Consider the following 26,998-nt stretch of genomic DNA (forward strand, 5'->3'; position numbering starts at 1 on the left):
CTGGTCAAGCCACAGGATGACAGAGAGGAATAATAGGTCACACGCAACACCCGTGAACGCTGACGGCATTATACTTATTTCAAATATTGCTTTAAATATCTACCGGTATGGCTTTCCTCACAGGCAGCGATATCGGCAGGAGTGCCGCATACAACTATCTTACCACCTTTGTCACCGCCTTCAGGACCGACATCAATAATATAATCTGCCGTTTTTATAACATCTAAATTATGCTCGATAACTAAAACGGTATTGCCCATATCAACAAGTTTATGTAATACTTTTAACAATTTATTAATATCGTCTATATGTAGTCCTGTAGTCGGTTCATCAAGTATATAAAGCGTTTTACCGGTTGAACGTCTTGATAATTCTTTAGCAAGCTTAACACGTTGTGCCTCGCCTCCTGAAAGAGTAGTAGCAGACTGACCGATTTTGATATAACCTAGACCCACCTCATTTAAGGTAATTAGTTTTTCATAGATTAACGGTATTTTTTCAAAAAACTGCATTGCATCTTCTACAGTCATCATCAAAACATCAGCAATAGACTTGCCTTTATATTTTATTTCAAGCGTTTCTCTATTATATCTGTGACCATTACAAATATCACATTTCATATATACGTCAGGTAGGAAATGCATCTCAATTTTAATCAGCCCGTCACCTTGGCATGCTTCACATCTACCGCCTTTAACGTTAAACGAAAATCTGCCTACTTTATACCCTCTAGCTTTTGATTCAGGTAATTCCACAAACCAATCTCTAATATGGGTAAAGGCACCTGTATAAGTCGCAGGGTTTGAACGAGGAGTTCTACCTATCGGAGATTGATTAATATCGATAATTTTATCAATATATTCAAGTCCTTTTAATTCTCTATATTTGCCAGGAAATACTTTGCTAGTTGGCTCTAAATGCTTTAGAGCCGCTCTATATAGAGTATGAATCATCAAGCTTGATTTACCGCTTCCCGATACTCCCGTTATAGCAGTAAAAGTACCAAGCGGAATTTTGATATCAACATTATCTAAATTATTGGAAACCACCCCAAGTAATTCAATTGCCCTATTATCATGCCCTACTCTTGTTTCAGACGGCACTTTGATTGTTTGACGACCGCTTAGATACCTACCTGTAATACTTTCTTCAAAATTCTTTATTTCTTCAGCATTTCCTTCCGCAATAACACGACCGCCGTGAATACCGGCTCCCGGTCCTATATCAATAATATGGTCTGCTTCATACATTGTTTCTTCGTCATGCTCAACTACCAAAACGGTATTACCCAGATCTCTAAGCCTTTTTAGTGTCTCAATTAATCTTGTATTATCTCGTTGATGAAGACCGATAGACGGCTCATCAAGTACATATAAAACACCGCTAAGCCCTGAACCTATTTGAGATGCAAGACGAATACGCTGACTTTCCCCTCCCGATAAAGTACCTGCTTCTCGTGATAACGTTAGATAATCAAGCCCAACATTCATAAGAAATTTTAATCTCTCGGTAATTTCTTTTAGTATACGTTCGGCAATAAATAATTGCTTTTTATTTAATTTTTCTTCTAAGTGACTAAACCATTTTTGCAAGGCTGCAATACTCATACCTGCTACTTCGCCTATATGAAGATTCGCTATTTTAACGCATAATGCTTCGTCTTTTAATCTAAACCCTGAGCAGGCAGTACATTTATGTTCTGACTTAAATTTAGCTAGTTCTTCTTTAATTAAAACCGATTCTATAGTACGGTCCTTTTCTTGCAAACTTGGTATTATACCGGCAAAAGGTTGTTTTATTATTTGCGTTTTAGAACCGTCGTGAAATTCAAACTTTATTGCCTCTTCTCCTGAACCTTCAAATAAAATATCCTTAACATTTTGTGATAAACTTACAAAAGGTACTTCAATAGAAAATTTATAATGATCAGCAAGAGCCTTTAATGTTTCTAGGATAAATTTAGAAGATGTACTACCCCAAGGCACTATTGCACCGTCTTTAATAGAAATTCTTTGATCCGGAACTATTAAATCTCTATCAAAGAAAAACTCTTTACCTATTCCTTCACATTTAGGACATGCCCCAAAAGGGCTATTAAAAGAAAAGATTCGAGGTTCTATTTCAGTAAGCTGAAAACCCGATGCCGGACAAGAATATTTTTCGGAAAAAGTAATACGCTGATTTTTTTCAAACTCGGTCTTAACTGCCGGCGGCAATTCTACAATTTCCAAATAAGTAATACCCTCGGCAAGATTTAACGAACTCTCTAAGCTATCTGCAAGCCTATTACCTAAACTTTCGTCTAGAACTATTCTATCAACGATGACTTCCATATTATGCTTCTTATTTTTATCAAGTTTCGGTAAATCATCAATTTCGCAAACCTCACCGTTAACTATTAATTTCTGAAAGCCTTGCTTTTTCAGATTCATAATTTCACGTTTGAACTCACCCTTATGTCCTCTAACAATAGGAGCGAGTAAATATACTTTCGTACCTTTAGGTAGTTCATTAATTATATCTACCATCTCGGAAACCGTTTGGCTACGTATCGGAAGACCGGTTGCCGGAGAGTAAGGAATACCCACCCTTGCATATAATAACCTAAGATAATCGTAAATTTCCGTTATAGTTCCAACCGTAGAACGAGGATTTTTAGAAGTAGTTTTTTGGTCAATTGCAATAGCAGGCGATAATCCGGAAATAGATTCCACATTCGGTTTATTTTGTAAATGTAAGAATTGCCTTGCATATGAAGATAAGCTTTCAACATATCGCCTTTGACCTTCTGCATAAATAGTATCAAAAGCTAAAGAAGACTTGCCTGAACCGCTAAGACCGGTGATAACAACAAATTTATTCCTTGGAATATCAATATTTATATTTTTTAGATTATGCTCTTTAGCACCGCGTACCTTAATATATTCTTGGTTCATAATCACTTCACTACAAAAATTTTGAGATATTTTTTAAAAAACCTGTAGTATTATAGGCTCTTTTATTTTATTATTGCAATAAATAATATTTTAAAATAGGTAGTAATCTATGGCAGGTAGTTTAAATAAAGTAATATTAATAGGTAATGTAGGGCGTGATCCGGAAATTAGAACTACGGGCGAAGGGAAAAAAATCATTAATCTTTCCTTAGCAACAACCGAAACTTGGAAAGATCGCATTACCAGCGAACGAAAAGAACGAACTGAATGGCATAGAGTAGTGATATTTAGTGAAGGGTTAGTATCTGTTGTAGAACGCTATGTCACAAAAGGTAGTAAATTGTATATTGAAGGTTCATTGCAAACCCGTAAGTGGAATGATAATTCAGGTCAAGAAAAATATACCACGGAAGTTGTGTTACAAAACTTTAATTCACAATTAATATTATTAGATAGTAAAAGCTCTAATAATCATACTCAAGATTCAGGGCATAGCGAATATAAACATCCTGAAACTAAAAATCATTCCTTTGATCATAGCGACTTAGACGACGAAATACCGTTTTAATTATTTTCTGTCATCATTGCGAGCAGGTATTGCCTGCCCTGCGTGGTTCGATAAAATCCACTGTGTCACCCCGTGGTCAAGCCACGGGATGACAGAGGTGCAATTGATCCACGTAACAATGTCCGCTCGCAATGACGATTTGATGTCCACACAGGAATGTCATTAAAGCCATGTAAATAACTCCTACCAAATATTACCTTAAATATTATGAAAAAACTTCTTTGTATAATATTCCTTACATCAATATTTCTTTCAGGGTGTTCTACTACCCATGATGTAGCTAGTAGGGTAAAGCATTCGCAAGATATAGCAACTCAAAATAACTTTCAGATGCAGCTAGTAAACGGAGGTGATTTTACTCTTACGACTTATCAGCGTATTACCGACCGTAACCTACCTTTTGTATTCTATATTGAGGGAGATGGACATCTTGCGGGTAGATCGGCTAATTCCAACAACCCTACTCCCGTTAATCCGATGCTCTTAAAGCTTGCTACAATGGATAAAAGACCGAATATTGTTTATATAGCAAGACCTTGCCAATATACTCCTTTAGAAATGAACTCAAAATGCATTAGCGATTATTGGTTAGATAAAAGAATGGGGCAGGAAGTCGTAGATTCAATTAACAATGTCATAAATATTATCAACAACGGACAAAAATTTAGCTTAGTCGGCTTCTCCGGTGGCGGCGGGCTTACAATATTAATTGCCGCTCAAAATAGTAATGTTAAAGATATTATAACGATTGCCGGTAATTTAGATACTGAAAAATTTGATAAATATCATAATTATCGTGGTTACTTAGTTAAATCGTTAAACCCGATAAATTATGCAAAGCAGGTTAATAATATCCCTCAATTACATCTCTCCGGCATGGAGGACAAAAGAGTCCCGCCTTTCATAGCAGAACTTTACGTAAAAACAAGTAACTCACTATGTGTAAAAAAACAAACTTTTCCTAATATTTCTCATGCAAAAGGTTGGGATAAAGTTTGGTCTAATATATTATATATTCCTCTGATTTGTAATTAGGCATTGGGATATTATTAATCTATTTAAATTATATAAGACAAAATCCTTTATTGACTTTTATACAAAACAGTATAATTTTTTTACAATTTAATTTTTTATACAAAAATTATGCTAGGCTACGAAAAAGAGAACAAAGAAATTTGACAAAAGAACAGAAACAAGCTGTAGGGTTGTTATCTGTAGGAACCTTATTGGAATATTTTGATCTTATGCTTTATGTCCATATGTCCGTACTTCTTAATGAGCTTTTTTTTCCAAAAGCTGATGCTTATGCTACTTCGCTTTACTCTATAGCAGCTTTATGTGCTACTTTTATCTTTAGACCAGTCGGGGCTCTCGTTTTTGGATATTTAGGTGATACATATGGGCGAAAAACTACAGTAGTTATAACAACTATAATGATGGCTACTTCATAGTAATGGCCATTACTTCCTACTTACAATGAAATTGGTATAACAGCTTCTATTATAATAATATTATGTAGAATTGTTCAAGGTATGTCCTCAATGGGAGAGGTAATAGGAACCAGAAGTTTATTTAACCGAGTTTACTAAGCCTCCAATACAATATCCTATTGTAGCCTTAGCTACGGTTTTCGCTACTGTAGGAACTTTCGCAGCTCTAGGAGTTGCTACTATTGTTACTTCTTATGGCTTTAATTGGCGTTATGCATTTGGTATCGGTGCAATTATTGCCGTTGTAGGAACATTAGCAAGAACCGCATTACGAGAAACTCCTGAATTTGCTAATGCAAAGCTTAAATTACTTAAAACTTTTGAAAAAGCTAATAGAGATATAAAAGTATTAGAAAATAATCCTATTTGGAAAGAAAAAATTAATAAAAAGACAGCAATAGCTCTATTTATAATGGATTGTGCATGGCCTGTATGTTTTTATTTTGCATATATTTATTGTGGCGATATTCTTGTAACCAAATTTAACTGTACTCCTGAACAAGTTATAAAACAAAATTTCAAATTATCTATAATAGAACTTTAGTAGCAGCATTAAGTTATAAGATATATCCTTTAAAAATTCTAAAAGCATTATTAGGTATCTTTACTATTACAATATTACTATGTCCATATTTATTAAATAAAGCTTCTAATCCAAATCAAATATTTATTATTCAATCACTTATCATGGCTTTTGCCCTTAATGTTATGCCGGCTGTACCAAATTGTTTTAGACATTTTCCAATCTTTAAACGCTTTACTTCCGTAACATTTACATATGCTTTATCAGCTGCTTGTATGTATGTTATTAGCTCTTTTGGTTTTCCTCATTTAATAAAAACCTTTGGAAACTGGGGAGTATTAATTATTATGATTCCAACAAGTATTGGATTTGGATTTGGTATATTTCATTTTGAAAAATTGGAGAAAGAAAGTGGAAATTATCCGACAAAATCTTTTGCCCCTTCTTCAGTGATGTCTGCTTAATTGATAAATATTTTTTGCATTTTATTATTAACCTTTATATTGTGATTATCAATTATTTCGTTAAGCTGGTTTTCTATAGTCATAATTTTAAATTTTGTAGATTTATCAACTATGAGCTTTTGCATACTAGCAGTTATTTTGTCTATATCGGTTATATTATTAAGGACTTTAATGTTGTTTACTATATTCTCTATAGTGTCTTTTATTATAGCTTTAGCATTTATCGCAATATTAGTAGCTACTTTATCATTTATCCCATCAACCAACTTTTGAAAACCATCTATTTTATGCAATAAGTCACATACATTTTTAAAACCTTTATTTGTAGCTATACTTAAAGCTGTTTCACCATTATTAGTAACCTGATTAATAGCTGTAATGGACATTCTATTAATAAGTAATTCACAAACTTTTTCTAAGCCATCACGGGCAGTTTCTAATATCTCTCTATTATTAATAGCTGTGTTGGACGTATTAATAAGCAGCTCATAAACTACTTCTAAGCCCTTTTCTAAAGCAGAAATTAATATAGTATTCCGTTTAATCATCAAAATTATTTAATTCATCCTGATTTATATGTTTTATTAGGTTTTGCATGTCTACTTGATTTTTTTCTTTTATATCTATTACTAATTTTTTCCATTTAGTTAAATTATCGTCTACAATATTAATATTTTTTGCAGAAAGTACTTGTTTTTGTTGTTCTTTATATTCCTTTTCTGCATTTGTTTTATTTCTTTCATATAAATTGTCTGCCCTATATGAGTATCCATCAAATCCTTTCTTGATTTTTATTGCTGCTTTATATTTTTCTATAGCTTCATCATACTTTTCTTGACTGCATAAATTATTACCCTCTGCATTTAAGCTTTCTGCTTTTTTCTCGGCTATAGTTTGATTTCTTTGCAGATATCCGCTAATTGTCTTTAATGTTGTATCGCCTATGTTGTTATAAGAAAGAGAAAGAGTTGTACTACCCTTTCTTAAACTATCGGCTTCCCATTTCAAACCTCGTTTTTCTAGAAATTCTATTAGTTCTTTCATATCTTTATCCTTATTAAATTCTATAAATCTTAATATTTTGTTAAAAATGAGCTTATAGACAGAATCATAATAATGAGCTTTAAGAAAGCAATAGAAATTTAACTAAAAGTATGAATAAATAAATTAGGATTGATTCAGGGAATCTATTAATATATAGAGGATTAGAGGGAAATAATAATGTTGCCGACGTGTCGCTAAACCTTGCAGCTTAACACCGCCTTTAGCGTATATCCATCTTGGCAGTTCATCGACAGCCGCTAAATATTCAACTTGGTTAAGCTTCTGCGGCAAGGTTGATGCTTGAAACTTCCCGCTACCAAAATTAAAGATAAATGAGATTAAGGCGGCTTGTTGGTTTTCGGTTAATGACACACACCCTAGTGGACGATTATCGACACATTTACCAGCTTCGAGTAATTATTATTTACCTTCCTACAGATCCTCGCTTGCTTTCCCGCAATATATTCTTGAGAGTAGTAATAGAATGAGGAAGGGGAGATTTATGTTTGTTAATAATAGTAGCCCTTATGTGTTCTAGTGTTTGTTTAGTATTTTTATTAGCATGTGTTATAACCTCCATATAAATTACCTACTTCTTTCTGTTCTTTTTTGAAAGCTTCTTTATTTCCTATGTTAGCCAAAGCTTTAAAACTATGTTTTATAACTTGTCCAATATTTTTAAAAACATGCGAATTATCTTTTTTAGCTGTTTCTTTGCACCATGTATCTAGATTCTCTAATTCTTTTTTGATTTCTTGAGAAATTGCTTTTTTGTTTTCAGGATTTTCCTTCCCTTTTTCATAAGTATTAATAATCTTGTCTAATTTTTCTTTAAACTCTTTTTCGTTATTACTCGGTTTTAAATTAAGCATTACATCAGAGTGGTCTGATGATAGTTCTTTGAGGATATTAATAATTATTTCTTCTTTTAATCCATTATTATCTCCATTAAGCAAATTTTCATATTTATGATCTGGTACTATATTCGTTACATAATCTAAGAATTCTGTTTTGTGGTAATGATTCGGTATTGAGTTTAGCAAATTCTCCATTGTGTCTACATATGGAGCTATATGTGATATCATGGTTATTAGATGAATCGACTATAAGAACACTAAAGTCTTTTAGCATATCTGGGTTCTTTAATGTTAATTTATGTTCTTTTTATGTTCTTTAAAAAACTTTTCTAGTTTACTGTTAATTTCATGTTGTCTAAATTTACCTTGAGTTGAAGAATTTGGCATTTTGATAATCCTATATTAGTTAACACAAAAGAAATTAAAGCTTATATTAATAAACTTGAGAAATATTTTTAATTAAATTATTAATATTTCTTTTTATAAGGTGATAAATTTACTATTTAGAAGAAAGAGAAAAGCTGCTTAGTTTAGAGATTTGGTGAAAGACACTTAATATTCCAGTTAAACGGCAAAAAGCTTGATTTTATGCTGTATCCGCCGTTTGATAGCTTTATAAAAGCGTCGGAAATCGAAGAATGGCGCACCCTAAAGGATTCGAACCTCTGACCCACAGATTAGAAGTCTGTTGCTCTATCCAGCTGAGCTAAGGGTGCTAAACATTTACGGTAAACTTTATATCAGTTTAAGCAAAGTTTTTCAAGGATTCTTTTTTTATTAAAAATAATAAGCAAATGTGATAAAAGATATTCATGGATAAATTCTACAATTACAATTCTTCTTCAAATCAGGCTTTACTTAGTCTTAAAGTAAAACCTAATTCTAACCGGAATCTAATTAGCGATTTTATAACTATTAATAATATCCCATATCTAAAATTATCTATAAAAGCAGTACCGGAGCAAGGTAAAGCTAATGAAGAAATCATAAATTATTTAGCAAAAGAATGGAAATTATCACGTAGTAATATTGAAATTATTAAAGGTCATACTCATAGCTTAAAAACGATATTGATAAAAAATATTAATGAAGACTATTTAAATTTGATTATTAATTCCTATATTAAATAAATAAAGTTTTGTTACAAGATACCAAAATCGTCATTGCGAGCAACTAAAAGGAGCGTAGCAATCTCAGGACTATAGCACGAGATTGCTTCGTCAAAACCTACAGTTTTTCCTCGCAATGACAAAAAAACTGACCTAGTAACAAAGCTAAAAACAAGAATTTATAAATTGGTTTAGTATGACACAAGAAAAGAAAAAGTTTGATGCCGAGGTTGGCAAGATTTTAAATTTAATGATTCACTCTCTTTATAGTAATAAAGAGATTTTTATGAGGGAGTTAATTTCCAATGCTTCGGATGCTTGCGATAAATTACGTTATTTATCTCAAAGTAACAGTGCATTAGTAGCAGGTGATAACAATTTTAAAATTACGGTTAAAGTCGATAAAGATAACGGACAAATCATTATCCGTGATAACGGCATAGGCATGAATAAAGAGGATTTAATCGAAAATCTCGGTACTATTGCAAGATCGGGTACGGCAAATTTTCTTAAAAGCCTCTCCGGTGATTCTAAAAAGGATAATATGCTAATCGGTCAATTTGGTGTTGGATTTTATTCAAGCTTTATGGTAGCTGATAAAGTGACTGTAACCTCAAGAAAAGCTGGTGAGGATAAAGTCCATGTTTGGGAATCAGACGGGCTTGGTGAATATATTGTCTCAGATTCAGATAAAGAGTTCACAAGAGGCACGGAAATCGTTTTACATATCAAAAAGGAAGAAGATACATTCCTTGATCATTTTAGATTAAAACACATCGTTAAAAGCTATTCCGATCACATAGCAGTACCGATATATTTCTTTGATGAAGCCGGTAATAATGAAATCCAGCTTAATTCAGCTTCTGCATTATGGACAAGACCGAAATCAGAAATTACGGAAGAACAATATAAAGAATTCTACAAAAGCTTATCTTATGCCGTTGATGACCCTTGGATAACGATGCATAATAAAAACGAGGGAGCTATAGAATTTACTAACCTACTTTTCATCCCATCGAGCAAAACATTTGACTTATTTCACCCTGATCGCAAAAGGCGAGTAAAATTATATATAAAAAGAGTATTTATATCTGATGAGAATATAGATTTAATCCCGTCATATTTGAGGTTTTTACGAGGTGTAGTTGATTCAGAAGATTTACCACTAAATATTAGCCGTGAATCACTGCAGCATAATAGCGTGCTTGAGAAAATCAAAAATGCTATTACAAAAAGAGTGCTTGGCGAGCTTAGAAAAAAGAAAGAGGAATCACCTGAAGAATATAATAAGTTTTGGGCTAATTTCGGCGGTGCTTTAAAAGAGGGTTTATGTGAGGCTACTACCGATCATGAAAAATTATTAGAGGTATGTATATTCAGAAGTGCCTTGCATAATAAAATGATCAGCCTTGACGAATATATAGCGAATTTTAAAGAAGGGCAGAATACTATATATTATTTAAGCGGTGATAACCCCGATAAATTACTTTCAAGCCCACAAATCGAAGGGTTGTTAAGTAAAAATATCGATGTATTACTTTTTACTGATACAGTGGATGATTTTTGGGTAAATGTTAATAACGAATATAAAGGACATGCTATTAAATCTGCTACTAGAAGCGATATCGATGTAGAGCAAACCACTTCACAATCTGAGAAGAAAAATACAGATAGTAAAAAATCTGATGATGAATATAAATTGCTAACCGATTATTTTAAAGAGACACTCGGGGAATTAGTAAAAGAAGTTAAGATCTCTAAAAAACTTACTTCAAGCCCTGCTTGTCTTGCCGTTAGCGACGCTGCTATGGATATTCGTATGGAGAGATTTTTGATTGAGCAGAAACAAATAGCTAATGCCTCAGCTAAAAATTTAGAGCTAAACCCTAAAAATAAAATCATAGAGAAAATCTTTAATGACCTAAAAGCAAATAATAAAAATAATGAAGAATTGGTTAATCTAATATTTGATCAAGCCTGTATTTTAGAGGGTGAACCGGTTGCTGATACAGGGGCATTTTCAAAGAGATTAAACGATATTGTACAAAAAGCCATTTATAACTTTAAACTTTTTTAATTTTAATGTAGAATGGTCGCAATCTGTTGTCATCCCGCAATCAAGTCGCGGGATCCAGTAGAAATACTAGTATTTTTTATTGTTTTTATGGATCCCGTGGTCGAGCCACGGGATGACACAGTACGTTTTACAATTCACATAAAAAATTTCTAACAAATCAATAGTTCTAATGTTTTATTACGATACTATATTTAGCAAACATATAGATAAGATCAAAAGCGAAGGAAGATATCGAGAATTTAAGGCCTTAAAAAGACAAGCCGATAATTTTCCTTTTGCAGAACACGCTAATAAACAAATAGTTATGTGGTGCATTAATGACTATTTGGGCATGAGTAAACATGCAAAAGTAATGCAAGCTTCTATAGATGCCTTGCTAAAATACGGTGTTGGATCAGGCGGAACTCGCAATATCGGTGGTAATAATATCGCCATTCTTGAGCTTGAAAAAGAACTTGCAAATTTACACAAAAAGCAAGCAGCTTTAGTTTTTACATCCGGTTTTGTTGCAAATGATACAACACTTGCAAGTCTTGCTAAAATCATGCCAGATATAGTATTTTTCTCCGATGAGCTAAATCATGCATCAATAATTGCAGGGATTACAAGTTCAAGAGCCGAGAAATATATATATAGACATTTAGACGTTAAGCATCTAGAAGAGCTTTTACAATCAGTCGATATTAATAGACCGAAAATTATTGTTTTTGAATCGGCTTACTCTATGGACGGTTTCTTCTCACCTATCAAAGATATAATCAACTTAGCCAAAAAATATAATGCTTTAACCTTTATCGATGAAGTTCATACGGTCGGTTTATACGGTAAACAGGGTGGCGGTATTGCCGAACTTCTTAATTGTAGTGATCAAATCGATATTATTCAAGGTACACTTGCCAAAGCATACGGCACTATCGGCGGTTATATCACTAGCAACCATAATTTAGTCGACGCTATAAGACTAACCGCTCCAGGGTTTATTTTCACTACTTCATTGCCGCCGGTAATTTCTACCGCTGCAACGCATAGTATTAGACATCTCAAAAAATCAAATGAAGAACGAATAAAACATCAAGAAGTAGTTACAAAACTTAAAAATTCTTTTGAACGTTTTAATATACCTTATTTGAAAAATGAAAGTCATATAGTGCCGATAATTATTGGTGATCCGATTAAAGCGGCGAAAGCCTCAAATATACTCCTTAATGAATACGGTATTTACGTTCAACATATCAATTTTCCAACCGTACCGAGAGGTACGGAACGCCTCCGAATCATCCCAACCCCTGCCCATACCGATAAAATGATCAATGATTTATCTATAGTCTTAGTACAGATATTTGCCGAACTTGATATAGAATTATCTTCTGCTAAAGAACTTAACGAAGAAGTACGTTTGAACCTTATTGCTTAACGTCATTGCGAGGAAAATTACGAAGTAATTGACGAAGCAGTCTAGTAAAAAATTCTCTTAACGTCATTCCCACGGAAGCGGGAAGGAAGTAAAAACCTATAAAAAACTTGTTTTTTAGGTTTATTTTATCAATAATGTTTAGCAATATTAAGGTTATTTCTCTGGATTCCCGCTTCTAGCTAGGAATAACATAATATCCACGTAACAATGCTTTCCAGTCGTTTAGCTCATGACGATATCCATCTTTGGTTAACAATGCCACAAATCTTATACCAAATTTATTTACTCTCTTTTGCTCCTAAATCATCTAGTTTATTGAAGTATGCCCTAAAAAAAGACTAAGATATAACCATTTAAATTCTTTTTAAAAAATAAAGGTTTACCCCCATAAATACCTTATTTCTATATAATTTAAAAAATAGTTGTATTTTTATACCACTATAATATTAATTTTTTATTTCTATATAATTAATTTGTTTACTTTGAAGAATTTATAATTTATTTTTCCATGAAATATTCAATGTAAGGCTGTAATTATTGAGCTTTTAAAGCTAACTCAGATAAAGAACAAACGAGCAATAACAAAAAAGAAAAAAGTATTTCTACAAAATCGACTACGGCTAGTCGCTTAGCTCATGACAATATCCATCTTTATTTAACAATGTCTAAAAAATATAAGTAATATGAATTTTAACTTAATATAATTACCAAATATGTCTTTTTTGACCGCAAAACTGCAATTATTAAACTCCTTAAAACTCATGCTGGCAAAGAGTTTACTGCTTCTAAAATAGCAACTTGGCTAGTTGATACTTATCCTGAAGAAGCAAAGAAAAAAGAGGAAGCAAGCAATGATAAACGATTACTTAACGCTAAAAAGCAAAGTAAGAAAGAGAAAAATTATTATCATGATTTATAGAAATGAATTGAATAACTATTGAACGCTATACAAAAAATAGAACCGAAAATTAAAATAACCAAGAGAGGACGCTGGTTTAGATATTGTTATGTTAACAATATTAATAACATAGTTAATTATGATAATAAATGCTATGAGACATTTGATCTTAAATCCAAAATTATTAAAGCCCTTAAAAATCATAAGAAAATTATTAAAGCTCTTGAAAATTATAAGAAGCAGGAGCTTACTGCTATGGAAATTGCTCAATTGCTGTTAAGTGCTAACTCTAAATAGTTAGTGATTGCAAAAATATACGACTATAAATCACCTTGAATTAGGTGAGATTTATAAGAAATATTTTATTTTTTTAAGAATATGACGAATACCGTTAATGCTAGCCCATTTACGGTATGAGATATATTTTTTAAAAATTAAAAATTGCACTTAATTTAAGGTGATTTACTATATATGCCGGCAAAGGTGAGTCCTGCGAAACTCACAGTCAACAATGCCTAATCCTAATGGGATTTTACAAAAACTATTGCATATTTCAGCTCTTTAGTTTATTTTGATTAGCAAACTATGTACAGAATTAATGGATTATTAAAATGGGAATTACCGTATTAAAAAACGAAGGATTGGATTTTCATGCAAGAATCTCTACTCCTTTAAGTGAGATAGATGACGATATTCAAAAAGAATTACTTGATTTAACCAAAAAAGTTAAAATAGCGGGTTTTAGAGCTGGTAAAGTACCGGTTTCAATTGTTAAGAAAAAATACGGTACTTCCGTCAGGAATGATATAATAGAAAGAAAAATTAACCATTCGGTAAATCATGTTATTAAAGAGCATAATCTAAATATAATCGGTAGACCCAAAATTGAAGAATTACAAAACGAACCCGATAAAGCTTTAGAATTTACCGTAAAAATAGAGCTATTACCTAAAATTACTATTCCGGATTTAAAGAAAATCTCACTAGATCGTCCAAAATTAGAAGTAAACTCTAAAGATGTTGAAGAACAACTAGGAAAACTTGCCGCATTAACAAAAAGCTATACCAAAGAAAGTAAAGCAAAAATAAAAGATGGAGATCAGGTTACTATTGATGCAATCGGGTACATCAAGGATGAAGCTTTTGAAGGCGGTAAATTAAATGATTTTAAGGTAGTAATAGGTAGTAATACACTTATTCCAGGTTTTGAGAAACAATTAATAGGTTCTAAAACAGGTAGTGAAGTAGATGTTAATGTTACTTTTCCTGAAAATTACCATGCTAAAGATTTAGCAGGTAAAGATGCTCGTTTTGCAGTACAAATTAAAGCAGTACATACTGCAGAACCTACCGTTATTGATGAGGAGTTTGCTAAAAAATTCCAAAGTAATAGCCTTGAAGAATTGCGTACACATTTTACTAAACAAATAGAAAATGAGTCGGAAGAAGCTATTAATACTATAATGAAAATGAACTTATTTGATAAGTTAGAAAAATTGTTAGATTTTGATGTACCGGAATCTTTATTAGAGCAAGAAAAAAATATTCTAAAGTCCGAAACCGATAAAAATGACCAAGATGAATCATTATTAAAAGATAAATCCTCTAAAGAAATAACAGAATATTATAATAAATTAGCCCTACGCCGTGTGCGAATAGGCTTATTACTTGCTGAATATGCAAAATCTAAAAATTTGCAATTAGAGCCTGATGATTTAAGAAAAGTTATTATGCAACAAGCACGTAATTTTCCTGGGCAGGAAAATATGATATTTGATTTTTATAAAAATAATCCTAGAGCAATTGAAGGACTTAAAGGTCTTGCCTTAGAAGATAAAGCTGTACAATATATATTTAATAACGAAATAAAGCTTAAAGAAAAGAAATATACTAAGGAAGAGCTAGAGAAATATCTAGAAGTAGAAGAGTAACGTATTACTTTGATTTAAAGTTTACCGTTTTTTTTCATTCTTGCAAAAACAGGAATACAGTGCTTTTTTTTGTGTCATACTGTGGCTTGACCACGGGCTCTTGTGTCACAGGCTGTATCCTGAGATCCTGTGGTCAAGCCACGGTATGACATTGAACGGGTTTTTCGATCCATGTAACTAATACTAACAGTATTACTCCTGATTTTTTATAGTCTTTAAAGCCAGTTTAACTATTTTATTTACTCCGGTATTAGTGTAGGTAGAGATAGGAAAAACTTCTTTATTAGTAGCTTTCTGCAACTTATTTATTTTTTCTTGTATTTCCTCATCGGTAAGAACATCACATTTATTAAGACATATGATTTCGATTTTATTTTTTAGATAATCGGAATATGATTCAAGCTCAAGACGTACCGTATTATAATCTGCAACTACATCATTACTAAAGCCGTCTATTAAATGTATTAATACATTACATCTTTCTATATGCTTTAAGAATTTATCGCCAAGTCCGTGACCTTGATGAGCTCCTTCGATCAAGCCAGGAATATCGGCTATAACAAACTCTTCGTCATCAACATACACCACTCCAAGATTCGGCACTAAAGTAGTAAAGGGATAATCGGCAATTTTAGGCTTGGCTGCCGTTACAACCGATAAAAAAGTAGATTTACCGGCATTTGGAAGACCCACAAGCCCAACATCAGAGAGAAGTTTTAAGCTTAAATGAATCCACATTTCTTCGGCAATTTCTCCTTCCGTACGCTTTCTTGGAGCTTGATTAACCGACGTTTTGAAATGACTGTTACCAAGACCGCCACTTCCTCCTTTAATTATTTCAAAGCTTTGGTCATCTTCAGTAAAGTCATACAATAATATATTGCCGTCCTCGGAAAAGATTTGAGTACCGATGGGAACATCAAGAACTAACGATTTTCCTGATTTACCACTTCTATTTGAACCTTTACCGTTTTCACCGTTTTCTGCGGTAAAATGCTGTTTATATCGATAATTTACTAGCGTATTAAGATGGTGATTACTCCTGAAAATAACACTACCGCCACGTCCACCGTTACCACCGTCCGGTCCGCCTCTGTCAATAAATTTCTCACGATGGAAACTAACACAACCATTGCCGCCGTTCCCACCTTTTATATATATTTTAACTTCATCAATAAAATTCATATGATTTATATTTTCAACGTCATTGCGAGGAGCGAAGCGACGTGGCAATCTCATCAAATCTCTTGAGATTGCCACGCTCCTTGCAGTCGCTCGCAATGACGACAATGTTTACCTCTCCCGAATACCCTTATACTCTCTATGTACATAACCGGTGTAAAGCTGTCTTGGTCTGCTGATTTTTTGTTCAGGGTCTTCGTGCATTTCTTTCCATTGTGCCATCCAGCCTACGGTTCGTGCTATTGCAAAAAGTACCGTGAACATTTGCGACGGTATACCCATAGCTTTATAGATAATACCTGAATAAAAATCAACATTTGGATATAATTTTCTCTCAATAAAATATTCATCTTTAAGAGCGATAGCTTCAAGTTCTATTGCTATTTGTAAAAGTGGATTATTTTCTAACTGTCCGAGTTCCTTTAACACTTCTTTGCACGTTTCTTTAAGTACTGCGGCACGCGGGTCATAGTTTTTATATACACGATGACCGAAACCCATTAACCTAAACGGATCATTTTTATCCTTAGCTTTAGCTATATATTTAGGGATATTCTCAGAACTACCGATTTCTTTAAGCATATTTATTACCGCTTCATTAGCCCCGCCGTGAGCAGGTCCCCAAAGTGAGGCAATACCCGTGCTAATACAAGCAAAAGGGTTAGCTCCGGATGAGCCGGCAATTCGAACTGTTGAGGTAGAAGCATTCTGCTCATGGTCTGCATGTAGGATAAATATCTTATTAAGAGCATTTTTTATTATTGGATTTACTTTATATTTTGTACAATGCGTTGCAAACATCATATGCAGAAAATTTTCGGTAAAATCTAACGAATTATCAGGATAAATAAACGGTTGCCCTATAGAATATCTATAAGACATTGCGGCGATAGTAGGTATCTTAGCAATCATTCTAATAGCGGTAAGTTCGTAGTCTGCTTCCTTAAAATTCAATAAATCAGGATAAAATGCCGAAAGAGAACCGACAGCCGCAAGCATAATAGCCATAGGATGAGAAGAGCTACAAAAGGTTTGAAATAAATAATGTAATCTTTCATTCACTAATGAATGATGAGCAACCTGTTTAGTGAAATTATTATACTGCTCGCTATTTGGTAGTTCCCCATAAATCAGTAAATATGCTACTTCTAAAAAATCACTTTTCTCAGCTAAATCTTTAATATCATATCCTCGATGCCGCAAGATTCCTTTATCACCGTCTATATAGGTGATAGTAGACTGACAAGAAGCAGTAGACATAAAGCCCGGGTCGTAAGTAAAGCAATCGGCTTCTGCAGATACCCTACTTATATCGATTACATCCTCACCGATACTTGCTTTAAATATCGGTAATTTAAATATTTTTCCTCTGATTTTTAATTCTGCAAATTCTGAATCATTATTATTTTCATTGGTCATACGGATATACCTTATTTTTATACATCAGTAAGTATAACCCTAATTTAATGAAATTAGAAATGAATTATGATTTATTAGGATTTAAAAATTTTCTTTGATATCTTGCTCAACTTGCAAGGTTAATGAAAATTTAAAACGCACATGCTTCTACTTTCAACTGCAAGCCTAAAGCGTTTAATAAAGATCCTATATTGTCGAAACTTGGATTACCTTTGCTAGATAACATTCTATATATATGTTGTCTATTTATATGAGCTTCTTTAGAGATTTTTGCTATACCTCCTTTTGCTATAATGGCTTCTTTTAAAGTAGCCAAAAATAGCTCCTTATTATGATCCACGAAATATTGCTCTAACGCTTCATTAATATATCCTACTAATATTTCCTCATTTTGTAATTTTTCTTTTAAATAATCTGTAAACTTTTCCATATAACACCCTCAATTTCGTTTATAAACTTCTTCTATTATTTCTAAGGCTTTTTTAATATCTTTGCCTTGAGTATCTTTATTACCTGCATTTAATAGCAGAATAATTTTATTATCTTTTTCAGTAAAATATATTTTATAACCTTTGCCAAAGAAAAACCTAAGCTCATATAGTCTTCCTTTTATCTGTTTGTAATCACCATAAATTCCATATTCTAAGCGAACTAATCTATTAAGAATTCTACTATGCGTCTCGATATCTAATTTTTCTAACCAATCTTTAATATAAGATTTACCATTTTCTGTTATAAAAAATTGTATTTGTTTAGTTTTTTGCATATTAAGCTTAACTAGAGACGATTATATTGTCGTATATATACGACTAATTGTCCAGTAGAAAATTATTTTAAAAAGTACGTGAAACTGTGAGTACGAGATTAATGTACAAGTTATGCAAGAAGTCTATTATTTACTAAATACTCCTTAATCTTGAGTAAATCATACCAAGAGGTTCGTTTTTGCATAGGTTGGCGTAATAGATAGGCAGGGTGGAAGATTGCCGTAGTTTGAATAGGAGCGGATAGATATTTATTGGTATAAAAATAATATTCTTGTCTAATTTTAGTAATACCTGAATTTTTTCCAAGTAAGCTAGTTGCAGCCGTGCTACCGACTAGAATAATTAGCTTCGGGTTAATAAGAGCGATATGCTTCTCAACGAAAGGTCTACAAATATCGACTTCTTCGAGTGTCGGTTGTCTATTAGCAGGAGGACGCCAAAATACCGTATTCGTAATATAAGCGTTATTTTTTCGTGAAATTCCGATAGCGTGCAGCATATTATCAAGTAAATTGCCGCTTTCACCGCAAAAAGGTATGCCTTTTAAATCTTCGGTACTTCCCGGGGCTTCGCCTATTAACATAATTTTAGCTTCTAAATTACCGTCACCGAAAACCGTATTAGTAGCAAATTTCTTAAGTTCACAACCATTAAAATTTAGTAGAGATTCTTTTAGTTCTTCGATATTATTAGCTTTATCGGCAAGAGATCTTGCTAGGGTTATATTATCATGAACTTTATCATTAGAAATCTTCCCAAACTCTACTTCTAGAGGTAATTTATACGTCGATCCGGTACTCGAATCCTCACGTACGCTTGTGTACGCTGCGGTTCTGTGTTCCGTGTCTCCTTTAAATTTGGAAAGATTTCTATTCATATTGAATGCAGTTTCTTTTGTAGGCATAAGTTTTACTTGTGGCTTTTCAGTTAGCTTGGTATTATTACTCACTTTTAATTTCGGTGGATATTCATGGCAATAATATTCAACACCGATTGCACTTAACCATTTAAGCGTATTATTCATTATCTTAAAATAACATATGTTAACATATAATGTACCGAACGAACTAAATAATATAAGACTTGATAAAGCTTTATCACAACTTCTTGAAAATGTTTCTAGAAACCAAATTCAAAAATCTATTAAAAGTTCTTGCGTACAAGTTAATGATGTAATTATTTCTGATCCTGATGTTTTGGTCAAGGAGAATGATGTTATATTATTTTCTTTTAAAGAACCTGAAGAGCTAAAAATTGCAGCAGCAAATATAGCACTTGATATAATTTACGAAGATGATGATTTGATAGTAATTAACAAAGCTGCAGGTATGACGGTACATCCTGGAACAGGGCATCATGATGATACGCTTGTTAATGCATTACTTTATCATACGAAGAATTTATCGGATATCGGTTCATCAGAAAGACCCGGGATAGTACATCGTTTAGATAAGGACACTACCGGTTTGATGGTAGTTGCTAAAAATAATAAAGCACATATGTTGCTTGCAAATCAGATAGAGCAAAGACAGGTAATACGGAAATATAAAGCGTTAGTGTGGGGAATAATTAATCCGCTAGAAGGAGTCATTAAGAATAATATCGGTCGTAGCCGAAGCGATCGTCAAAAAATGACCATATTAAAATATGGCGGTAAAGAAGCCGTTACGCATTACAAAACTCTAGAATTGTTTTACAGCGGTACTATTAGTATGGTGGAGTGCAAGCTTAGTACGGGCAGAACTCATCAAATTAGAGTACAGCTAAGCCATTTAAAACATTCGGTAGTCGGCGATCAAACTTATGGCAATAACGACCGAAAAATTGCTCATTCTCCCCCTGAACTAAAAGCAAAATTAATTGATTTTAAGCGTCAAGCCCTACATTCTTGGTATTTAAGTTTTACTCATCCGACTAGTAATGAGATTATGGAATTTTCTTGTGAGCTGCCAAGGGATATGGGGGAGATTATAACTGATAATAAATCTTTTAACATATTTAGTGAATTTACCGAACTTAAAAAACGAGTACCGTTAGGTAGTGTAGATGAGATTTTAGAAATGAAAAATTTTGGCAGAAAATAAAACTTTCCATGCAATGTTCTATAAAGCAAATTCTTAGTAATGCTACAGATAGACTAAATAAAATCGGTATTAGTTCGCCGCAATTAGAAGCACGAATTTTACTACGGCATGTTATAAATAAACCTATTGAGTATTTGCTTATTAATCTTGATGAGCAGTTAAATGAAGCCGAGATAGAAGCTTTTGAAAAACTGTTAGAGAGAAGATTAAAGCATGAACCGATAGCGTATATTACAGGTGTTAAAGAATTTTACTCACGTGAATTTATTGTTAATAAACATGTATTAATTCCAAGAAGCGATACTGAAGTTTTGGTAGAAATAGTTCTAGGGTTACTCAAACCGTCATTGCGAGCGACTGAAAGGAGCGTGGCAATCTCAGGGATTTTGCCTGAGATTGCTTCGTCGACGCCTATGGCGTCTTCTCGCAATGACGAATACACAAAAATCCTAGAACTCGGGACAGGTAGCGGCTGTATTGCTATAAGTCTACTATGTGAGTTACCGAATGCTAATGTAATTGCGACCGATATAAGTCTTGATGCTATAGAAATTATCAAAAGTAATGCGGCAAAATATGAGGTAATGGATCGTTTGCAAGTTATTCATAGTGATTGGTTTGAAAATCTAGGAAAGCAAAAATTTGATCTTATAGTTAGCAACCCACCCTATATATCTCACAACGAAAAATCAGAGATGGCAATTGAAACAATCAATTATGAACCGTCTATTGCTTTATTTGCTGAAGAAGACGGCTTACAGTGTTATAAAACAATCGCTGGAAATGCCAAACAATTCTTAAAACCAAACGGTAAGATTATATTAGAAATAGGGTTTAAACAGGAAGAAGCGGTAACTCAAATTTTCTTAGATCAGGGTTATAATATTGAAAATGTTTACAGGGACCTACAAGGTTACAGTAGGGTAATATTATTTTCTCCTATCAATTTGAATAGGTTATACGCAAGACGCATCGGTAAAAGCTTGTCAGGAGTGCAACAGAATTTATTAGATAACGAGCTACCAAAATATTTATTTTCTAAAGAAAAGCTTGTAAATGAAAAACGTAAAGTATTTCTTGAGATAGGCTTTGGTATGGGTGAGCATTTCATTAATCAAGCTAAAATGAATCCTAATGCACTTTTTATTGGGGTAGAGGTATATTTAAACGGAGTTGCAAATGTTTTAAAACTTGCGGGCGAACATAATATCACGAATTTTTTATTATTCCCTAATAATTTGGATTAATATTAAATGAGATACCAAGTAATAGCCTTGATGGAATTTATATTTTATTTCCTGATCCATGGATAAAAAATAAGCAAAAAAAGAAACGTATTTTCAATAAAGAACGACTTAAGGTTTTACAAGATAAGCTAAAAGACAACGGTAATTTAGTATTTGCTTCCAATATCGAAAATTATTTTTATGAAGCAATAGAGTTAATACAGCAGAACGGTAATTTTGAAATTATAAATAAAAGTGATTATTTAAAACCGCACGATAACTATGTAATGACCAAATATCATAAAAAAGCTATTAAGGCGAATAGAACGCCGAAATTTATGATTTTGCAGCACGTTTTAGGCGATCATTAATTGCAGCCCCTATATTCACTTGAGGTATAGGAGCAACTACTATACTGCTTACATCATGAGCTGCAGCATAATCGTCAAGAATTCTTAAATAAGCATAAAGATTTGCAGCAGCTTCTATAAGATTACCTTTGGCACTTAAATTTAACGAAAATTTTCCCATAAGATTACTATTGCCAAAATTTAATCCGATTTCTTTATCCTCTAAATTTATAGCATTTAGCCTAACCGGTACTTTTGGTGAATAGTGTTTAGCAAGCATTCCCGGAGCTTTTATAGTACTTGTCTCTGATGCTTTTAAAACTTTTACCCCTAGTACTTCTTCTAAAATTTCAGCAGTTATAAACCCTTCTCTAAGAATAGTAGGAGTAACAGTTGTTGTATCGATTATCGTTGACTCTAGCCCATATTCAGATTGATAAATTTCAGGTGCTAAAATAAAGATTTCTGCGTTTTCTGAAAAATGTTTTGTAACATGCTCGACGTTAGTCGGACTAATATAGTTTGAGGGGTTAGCACTTGGGGCAGCTATAGGTACGCCTGATTGTCTGATAAGCTCTAATGCTAGTGGATAAGACGGCATTCGAATCGCTATTGTATTAAGCCCTACCGTTACGCTAGGAGCAATATTTGCATTCACTTTTAAAGGGACAACTATAGATAACGGTCCAGGCCAAAATTTTTCTGCTATTTTTGTAGCTAAATCGTTAAACTCCCCTATTTCTTTTGCTTGCTCTATGGATGCGACATGCACGATAAGCGGGTTGATAGCAGGACGATTTTTGAACTGAAAAATCTTTAAACATGCCTCATTATTTGTAGCATCCGCTCCAATCCCATAGACTGTTTCAGTCGGCAAAACAACCACTTTACCTGATTTTATATATTCAACGGCTTTACTGATCATTAATTTAGTTATTTTGGTTTTGTTATATATCTGCTTCTCGATGCCATTCCTAGCTAAAAGCGGCGTTGTTGCATGGCTTATTTATGTCATTCCCGCTTTTGCGGGAATGACATAGGAAAGTTTGATCATAAGCGGTTAAACTTAGCTATTTTATGGAATAATTCACAAGTATTTTGTAATAAAGATAAACGATTTTGAGCGATCTTTGAATCAGAGTCATTAACGAGTACATTATCAAAAAAGCTAGTAATCGGAGTTAATAGAGATGATAATAAATTTAAGGTTCTCTTATAATCTTTATCAGCTATACTATCTATAATTTGCAGAGAAATTTTTTGGATTACTTCAAATAATTCTTTTTCAGGTTGTGTAATAAAGAGACTTGCATCAACTAAGCCGGTAATTTTCTGACCATCAATTATATTGCTAGCTCGTCTGTAAGCATTTAATAATTGCTTTCCTGCGTCTTCTATTAAAAATTCTTTTAACGCATCAAGCTTAAATTTTGTATCCACTAAATTTAAATCAAGAACTGCATTAATTAACGCAATATCATAGTTATTTTTAAAGTAAAATTTTACTCTTTCTTCAAAGAAAGATATTATTAAATCCTTATTTTTATCAGATGAATCTTTATATAAGTTTATAGAAAAATTAATTAAGCTATTTAAATGTAATTCTAATTTATTCTCAAGTATTATTCTTATTATACCAAGAGCTTGACGTCTTAAGGCATATGGATCACCTGAGCCTGTCGGAGCTTCGCCTGCTATCATCAAACCTACTAAACTATCTAGCTTATCGGCTAAAGCAAGCAAAGCAGCATTTCCGCTCGGTATATTATCATTAAGTCCTTGAGGTTTATAATGGTCTTTAATTGCTGTGGCTACTTCTTCATTTAACCCTTCATGCTTTGCATAATAATAACCCATAATACCTTGCAACTCAGGAAATTCTCCGACCATCTCGGAAACAAGGTCACTCTTGCAAAGTTTCGCTGCCGTAATTAAATCTTTATTATTTGGAGCTATATGCTTACAAATTTTAGTTATACGCTCCACTTTTTCTCTTAAATTACCAAGTTCTGCATGAAATGTTACAGCTTCTAATTTGCCTAATCTTGATTCTAAAGTTTTAGCTATATCCTGCTTATAAAAATATAAAGCATCCGAAAGACGTGCAGATAGTACTTTTTCGTTACCTTTAATAACGAGGTCAGCATTTGCAAATCTACCATTACTGACAAAGAGAAAATACGGTGCGAAATTTCCTGTTTTATCAAATAAACAAAAATATTTCTGATGCGTACGCATCGAAGAAATAAGTACTTCTTTAGGTAACTCTAAAAATTTTTGTGGGATTTTTCCAAGTAGCACAACGGGAAATTCACTAAGCCCTGCTACTTCTTCGATTAAACGATTATCTTCTTTTATGTTTAGATTATAAGAATTTGCCAGTTCCAGTAAACCGGTTTTAATTACTTCTTCTCTCTTTGTTCTCTCTAAAATAACATGATTTTCTAAAAGCTTATTTCTATAATCTTCAAAATCTGTTACTTCTAATTTTTTATTATCAGTAAGACGATGCCCGTACGTAATATTATTAGCGGTTAAATGCCCAAATTGCAGTGGTAGTACTTTACCGTCAAATATACATAAAATATTTCGTAACGGTCTAATCCATTTTATTTTGTAATTGCCCCAAAACATCGATTTTGCCCAGCTATATTTATTAATAGCCTCTATAATAATCTCCGGCAAAATCTCTTTTATTTCTCCTTCTTCTGTTTTTTTGACAAAGAAATAATATAGCTGATTATTAATTAATTTAGTAGAAAGCTCTAATTTGCTAACATTATGAGCTTTACAAAAGCCGTTAATAGCAGCTTCCGGTGCTTCCGTGCTAGGCCCTTTAATCTCGAGTTCTTTTGATAACGTTACTTTCGGCAAGTGAGTAGCATGCAACGTTATTCTACGAGACCCTGCAAATACTTGTACTTTTGCAAATATTTCGTTTTCTTCAAAAATTTTCGTGAATATGTTTAAATAACCCTCTTCAGCATTTTTTTGCATTAATGCAGGTATTTCTTCACTAAATAACTCTAATAATAATTCACTCACCGCTTAACTCCAACCATTTTATACAACAAATTCTAGCTAAATGACGTACTCTTAAAACATAAGAAGCACGCTCAGTTACACTAATCACACCTAATGCATTTAGTTGATTAAATGCATGACTTGCCTTAAGGCATTCATCATAAGCCGGCATAGGTAAATTAGCTTTAATTAATCTCTCACACTGTTCTTCGCTATCCTTGAAATGTTGCAGTAACATTTCACTATCGGCAAGCTCTAAGTTATATTTTGAAAATTGCCGTTCAACTTCGAAATCCACTTCACCGTATTTTAAAGCTTTTTCGCCTACTTGCCCGTTCCAATCAAGCTCTTTTACTTCATCAACACCTTGAATATATAAAGCAAGCCTCTCGAGTCCATAAGTAATTTCACCGGCAACGGGACGGCATTCAATACCGCCGATTTGCTGCATATAAGTAAATTGCGATACTTCCATACCGTTACACCATACTTCCCAGCCAAGCCCGGCAGCACCTAAGGTTGGCGACTCCCAATCATCTTCAACAAATCTGATATCATGAATTTTTAAATCTATGCCTAAACATTCTAAACTTTTAAGATATAGCTCTTGAATATTATCCGGCGAGGGTTTTAAGATAACCTGAAATTGATAATAATGTTGCATTCTATTAGGATGCATGCCATACCTGCTATCCCCTGGTCTTCTTGATGGCTGAACATATGCAACAGACCAAGGTTTGGTACCAAGGCAGCGAAGCACAGTTGCAGGGTGAAACGTACCGGCTCCGACATGGGCATCGTAAGGCTGCAATATTGCACAACCGTAATCCTGCCAGTAATTTTGCAAAGCTAGTATAATTTGCTGAAATGATAGTTTTTTCATAAAAAATGCATTGTCATACTGCGATTTGATCGCAGTATCTAATAAAAATCAATATAAACTATTTGTATATTTAAATGGATACCACGATCAAGTCGCGGTATGACACATAACACAGAAATCTTAATAATACTCCTTGCCGATCTCGATCTTAGGGCGATTGTTTGCTACTCGCCAATCGTTAGTATCACGGAAAGAATAAACACAGCCGCAAAATTCTTGTTTATAAAAGTTCTCTTCTTTGGCAATTTCGTACATTCTGCTAGCACCGCCATCTTTACGCCAATTATAAGTACAATAGGTCACCCCTTCATAATGAGATGCAGCCCTAGTTCCTGATTCATTAATTTGGTTCATATCTTTCCATCTAGAAATACCAAGCGAGCTAGTTATAACCTTAAAGCCGTTTTCATAAGCATATAAAGCCGTACGCTCGAAACGCATATCAAAACACATTGTGCAGCGTTTACCTCGTTCAGGCTCAAACTCCATCCCTTTAGCCCTTCTAAACCAATTTTGTGGATCATAATCCGCATCGATAAATTCTATATTATGTTTCTCGGCAAACTTAATATTTTCGTTTTTACGAAGCTCATATTCTTTTTTAGGATGAATATTAGGATTGTAGAAAAAAAGTGTAAACTTAATGCCGGTATCGATCATTTTTTCCATTAAAGGGCCAACACAAGGAGCACAACAACAATGGAGTAAAACCTTGTTTTCACCGTTTGGTACTTCAAAAACTTCGCTCATAT

At 33.2% G+C, this 26,998-nt stretch carries 25 protein-coding genes, 1 tRNA gene and 3 pseudogenes; 12 read left to right on the forward strand and 17 right to left on the reverse strand.

The window, feature by feature from the left end; all coding sequences use genetic code 11:
- Window positions 1-74: 74 nt before the first annotated feature.
- Entirely contained in the window at window positions 75-2,936 is a 2,862-nt protein-coding gene (uvrA, locus tag MB29_RS03875) for an excinuclease ABC subunit UvrA (protein WP_032139135.1), read from the reverse strand.
- Window positions 2,937-3,045: 109 nt separating this feature from the next.
- Here uvrA and MB29_RS03880 point away from each other — a divergent pair, with 109 nt between their 5' ends.
- Window positions 3,046-3,504 (forward strand): single-stranded DNA-binding protein, encoded by a 459-nt coding sequence (locus MB29_RS03880; protein WP_032139136.1) that lies wholly within the window; start codon window positions 3,046-3,048, stop codon window positions 3,502-3,504.
- Here MB29_RS03880 and MB29_RS11545 read toward each other — a convergent pair whose 3' ends face one another.
- Window positions 3,505-3,654 (reverse strand): hypothetical protein, encoded by a 150-nt coding sequence (locus MB29_RS11545; RefSeq protein WP_215426221.1) that lies wholly within the window; start codon window positions 3,652-3,654, stop codon window positions 3,505-3,507. It lies immediately after the preceding gene.
- A gap of 57 nt (window positions 3,655-3,711) precedes the next feature.
- On the opposite strand from MB29_RS11545, the gene MB29_RS03885 reads away from it, so the two are divergent.
- The 4 genes from MB29_RS03885 to MB29_RS12740 all read left to right on the forward strand — a co-directional run bounded on the left by MB29_RS03885 (window position 3,712) and on the right by MB29_RS12740 (window position 5,981).
- On the forward strand, window positions 3,712-4,539 hold the full coding sequence (locus MB29_RS03885) for an alpha/beta hydrolase family protein (RefSeq protein ID WP_032139137.1): 828 nt from the start codon (window positions 3,712-3,714) through the stop codon (window positions 4,537-4,539).
- 140 nt (window positions 4,540-4,679) lie between these two features.
- Entirely contained in the window at window positions 4,680-4,955 is a 276-nt protein-coding gene (locus MB29_RS13430; RefSeq protein ID WP_267881736.1) for an MFS transporter, read from the forward strand.
- A gap of 157 nt (window positions 4,956-5,112) precedes the next feature.
- Complete coding sequence (locus tag MB29_RS13435; protein ID WP_267881737.1) at window positions 5,113-5,538, forward strand: MFS transporter; 426 nt, start codon at window positions 5,113-5,115, stop codon at window positions 5,536-5,538.
- A 143-nt stretch (window positions 5,539-5,681) separates the two neighbouring features.
- Entirely contained in the window at window positions 5,682-5,981 is a 300-nt protein-coding gene (locus MB29_RS12740) for a hypothetical protein (protein ID WP_032139139.1), read from the forward strand.
- Here the strand turns inward: MB29_RS12740 and MB29_RS03900 are convergent.
- The 5 genes from MB29_RS03900 to MB29_RS03920 all read right to left on the reverse strand — a co-directional run bounded on the left by MB29_RS03900 (window position 5,978) and on the right by MB29_RS03920 (window position 8,598).
- A complete protein-coding gene (locus MB29_RS03900) occupies window positions 5,978-6,529 on the reverse strand; it encodes a hypothetical protein (protein WP_032139140.1) in 552 nt (183 codons plus the stop codon). The genes MB29_RS12740 and MB29_RS03900 overlap by 4 nt on opposite strands.
- On the reverse strand, window positions 6,522-7,025 hold the full coding sequence (locus MB29_RS03905; protein WP_032139141.1) for a hypothetical protein: 504 nt from the start codon (window positions 7,023-7,025) through the stop codon (window positions 6,522-6,524). The genes MB29_RS03900 and MB29_RS03905 overlap by 8 nt, the downstream gene beginning before the upstream one ends.
- Window positions 7,026-7,148: 123 nt before the next feature.
- Window positions 7,149-7,397, reverse strand: a complete 249-nt coding sequence (locus tag MB29_RS03910) for a lysozyme (RefSeq protein ID WP_051965307.1) — start codon at window positions 7,395-7,397, stop codon at window positions 7,149-7,151.
- A gap of 185 nt (window positions 7,398-7,582) precedes the next feature.
- Window positions 7,583-8,110 (reverse strand): hypothetical protein, encoded by a 528-nt coding sequence (locus MB29_RS03915; RefSeq protein ID WP_233418927.1) that lies wholly within the window; start codon window positions 8,108-8,110, stop codon window positions 7,583-7,585.
- 411 nt (window positions 8,111-8,521) lie between these two features.
- Window positions 8,522-8,598: transfer RNA gene (locus MB29_RS03920), tRNA-Arg, on the reverse strand.
- A gap of 96 nt (window positions 8,599-8,694) precedes the next feature.
- Here MB29_RS03920 and MB29_RS03925 point away from each other — a divergent pair.
- From MB29_RS03925 to tig, 5 genes are all read left to right on the forward strand, one after another.
- Window positions 8,695-9,012 carry an A1G_07140 family DUF167 domain protein gene (locus MB29_RS03925; RefSeq protein ID WP_032139142.1) on the forward strand — a complete coding sequence of 106 codons (318 nt, stop codon included), beginning with the start codon at window positions 8,695-8,697 and terminating at the stop codon, window positions 9,010-9,012.
- 175 nt (window positions 9,013-9,187) lie between these two features.
- Window positions 9,188-11,068, forward strand: coding sequence for a molecular chaperone HtpG (gene htpG, locus MB29_RS03930; RefSeq protein ID WP_032139143.1), 1,881 nt, complete (start codon window positions 9,188-9,190; stop codon window positions 11,066-11,068).
- Between the two features lie 169 nt (window positions 11,069-11,237).
- A complete protein-coding gene (gene hemA / locus MB29_RS03935) occupies window positions 11,238-12,482 on the forward strand; it encodes a 5-aminolevulinate synthase (protein ID WP_032139144.1) in 1,245 nt (414 codons plus the stop codon).
- A gap of 937 nt (window positions 12,483-13,419) precedes the next feature.
- On the forward strand, window positions 13,420-13,677 hold the full coding sequence (locus tag MB29_RS12745; protein WP_032139145.1) for a hypothetical protein: 258 nt from the start codon (window positions 13,420-13,422) through the stop codon (window positions 13,675-13,677).
- A gap of 314 nt (window positions 13,678-13,991) precedes the next feature.
- On the forward strand, window positions 13,992-15,311 hold the full coding sequence (tig, locus tag MB29_RS03945; RefSeq protein ID WP_032139146.1) for a trigger factor: 1,320 nt from the start codon (window positions 13,992-13,994) through the stop codon (window positions 15,309-15,311).
- 192 nt (window positions 15,312-15,503) lie between these two features.
- On the opposite strand, the gene obgE is transcribed toward tig, so the two are convergent.
- The 6 genes and pseudogenes from obgE to MB29_RS13760 form a co-directional block, all read right to left on the reverse strand.
- Window positions 15,504-16,496, reverse strand: coding sequence for a GTPase ObgE (gene obgE / locus MB29_RS03950; RefSeq protein ID WP_032139147.1), 993 nt, complete (start codon window positions 16,494-16,496; stop codon window positions 15,504-15,506).
- 108 nt (window positions 16,497-16,604) lie between these two features.
- Window positions 16,605-17,912 (reverse strand): citrate synthase, encoded by a 1,308-nt coding sequence (locus MB29_RS03955; protein ID WP_032139148.1) that lies wholly within the window; start codon window positions 17,910-17,912, stop codon window positions 16,605-16,607.
- Window positions 17,913-18,042: 130 nt separating this feature from the next.
- Window positions 18,043-18,342, reverse strand: coding sequence for a helix-turn-helix domain-containing transcriptional regulator (locus MB29_RS03960; RefSeq protein WP_032139149.1), 300 nt, complete (start codon window positions 18,340-18,342; stop codon window positions 18,043-18,045).
- Window positions 18,343-18,351: 9 nt separating this feature from the next.
- The gene (locus tag MB29_RS03965; RefSeq protein ID WP_032139150.1) at window positions 18,352-18,678 is read right to left on the reverse strand and encodes a type II toxin-antitoxin system RelE/ParE family toxin; all 327 of its coding nucleotides are present in this window, start codon (window positions 18,676-18,678) and stop codon (window positions 18,352-18,354) included.
- 110 nt (window positions 18,679-18,788) lie between these two features.
- Window positions 18,789-19,424 (reverse strand): annotated as a pseudogene (locus MB29_RS03970) (uracil-DNA glycosylase family protein); the annotation flags it as partial.
- A gap of 129 nt (window positions 19,425-19,553) precedes the next feature.
- Window positions 19,554-19,703: pseudogene (locus MB29_RS13760) on the reverse strand (uracil-DNA glycosylase); the annotation flags it as partial.
- A gap of 16 nt (window positions 19,704-19,719) precedes the next feature.
- Here MB29_RS13760 and MB29_RS03975 point away from each other — a divergent pair.
- Both MB29_RS03975 and trmB read left to right on the forward strand, forming a co-directional pair.
- A complete protein-coding gene (locus MB29_RS03975; RefSeq protein ID WP_032139152.1) occupies window positions 19,720-20,763 on the forward strand; it encodes an RluA family pseudouridine synthase in 1,044 nt (347 codons plus the stop codon).
- Window positions 20,764-20,771: 8 nt separating this feature from the next.
- A pseudogene (gene trmB, locus MB29_RS08440) lies at window positions 20,772-22,360 on the forward strand (bifunctional peptide chain release factor N(5)-glutamine methyltransferase PrmC/tRNA (guanosine(46)-N7)-methyltransferase TrmB).
- Here the strand turns inward: trmB and MB29_RS03985 are convergent.
- The 4 genes from MB29_RS03985 to MB29_RS04000 form a co-directional block, all read right to left on the reverse strand.
- The gene (locus MB29_RS03985) at window positions 22,326-23,276 is read right to left on the reverse strand and encodes an L-threonylcarbamoyladenylate synthase (RefSeq protein ID WP_267881738.1); all 951 of its coding nucleotides are present in this window, start codon (window positions 23,274-23,276) and stop codon (window positions 22,326-22,328) included. The pseudogene trmB and the gene MB29_RS03985 overlap by 35 nt on opposite strands.
- 113 nt (window positions 23,277-23,389) lie before the next feature.
- Window positions 23,390-25,384 (reverse strand): glycine--tRNA ligase subunit beta, encoded by a 1,995-nt coding sequence (gene glyS / locus MB29_RS03990; RefSeq protein ID WP_032139154.1) that lies wholly within the window; start codon window positions 25,382-25,384, stop codon window positions 23,390-23,392.
- Window positions 25,377-26,246 (reverse strand): glycine--tRNA ligase subunit alpha, encoded by an 870-nt coding sequence (locus MB29_RS03995; RefSeq protein WP_032139155.1) that lies wholly within the window; start codon window positions 26,244-26,246, stop codon window positions 25,377-25,379. The genes glyS and MB29_RS03995 overlap by 8 nt, the downstream gene beginning before the upstream one ends.
- Window positions 26,247-26,366: 120 nt before the next feature.
- On the reverse strand, window positions 26,367-26,996 hold the full coding sequence (locus MB29_RS04000; RefSeq protein ID WP_032139156.1) for an epoxyqueuosine reductase QueH: 630 nt from the start codon (window positions 26,994-26,996) through the stop codon (window positions 26,367-26,369).
- Between the last annotated feature and the right edge of the window lie 2 nt (window positions 26,997-26,998).

The sequence above is a fragment of the Rickettsia tamurae genome (genome assembly GCF_000751075.1).
Classification (GTDB): Bacteria; Pseudomonadota; Alphaproteobacteria; order Rickettsiales; family Rickettsiaceae; genus Rickettsia; species Rickettsia tamurae.

Coding starts and splice junctions, on each gene's coding strand:
- MB29_RS03960 (WP_032139149.1), bottom strand. CDS start 18,342: ATGGAAAAGTTTACAGATTATTTAAAAGAAAAATTACAAAATGAGGAA.
- MB29_RS03905 (WP_032139141.1), bottom strand. CDS start 7,025: ATGAAAGAACTAATAGAATTTCTAGAAAAACGAGGTTTGAAATGGGAA.
- MB29_RS03965 (WP_032139150.1), bottom strand. CDS start 18,678: ATGCAAAAAACTAAACAAATACAATTTTTTATAACAGAAAATGGTAAA.
- htpG (WP_032139143.1), top strand. CDS start 9,188: ATGACACAAGAAAAGAAAAAGTTTGATGCCGAGGTTGGCAAGATTTTA.
- uvrA (WP_032139135.1), bottom strand. CDS start 2,936: ATGAACCAAGAATATATTAAGGTACGCGGTGCTAAAGAGCATAATCTA.
- MB29_RS03975 (WP_032139152.1), top strand. CDS start 19,720: ATGTTAACATATAATGTACCGAACGAACTAAATAATATAAGACTTGAT.
- MB29_RS04000 (WP_032139156.1), bottom strand. CDS start 26,996: ATGAGCGAAGTTTTTGAAGTACCAAACGGTGAAAACAAGGTTTTACTC.
- MB29_RS03995 (WP_032139155.1), bottom strand. CDS start 26,246: ATGAAAAAACTATCATTTCAGCAAATTATACTAGCTTTGCAAAATTAC.
- MB29_RS12740 (WP_032139139.1), top strand. CDS start 5,682: ATGGCTTTTGCCCTTAATGTTATGCCGGCTGTACCAAATTGTTTTAGA.
- MB29_RS03915 (WP_233418927.1), bottom strand. CDS start 8,110: ATGATATCACATATAGCTCCATATGTAGACACAATGGAGAATTTGCTA.
- hemA (WP_032139144.1), top strand. CDS start 11,238: ATGTTTTATTACGATACTATATTTAGCAAACATATAGATAAGATCAAA.
- MB29_RS03925 (WP_032139142.1), top strand. CDS start 8,695: ATGGATAAATTCTACAATTACAATTCTTCTTCAAATCAGGCTTTACTT.
- MB29_RS03880 (WP_032139136.1), top strand. CDS start 3,046: ATGGCAGGTAGTTTAAATAAAGTAATATTAATAGGTAATGTAGGGCGT.
- MB29_RS03900 (WP_032139140.1), bottom strand. CDS start 6,529: ATGATTAAACGGAATACTATATTAATTTCTGCTTTAGAAAAGGGCTTA.
- obgE (WP_032139147.1), bottom strand. CDS start 16,496: ATGAATTTTATTGATGAAGTTAAAATATATATAAAAGGTGGGAACGGC.
- MB29_RS03885 (WP_032139137.1), top strand. CDS start 3,712: ATGAAAAAACTTCTTTGTATAATATTCCTTACATCAATATTTCTTTCA.
- MB29_RS03955 (WP_032139148.1), bottom strand. CDS start 17,912: ATGACCAATGAAAATAATAATGATTCAGAATTTGCAGAATTAAAAATC.
- tig (WP_032139146.1), top strand. CDS start 13,992: ATGGGAATTACCGTATTAAAAAACGAAGGATTGGATTTTCATGCAAGA.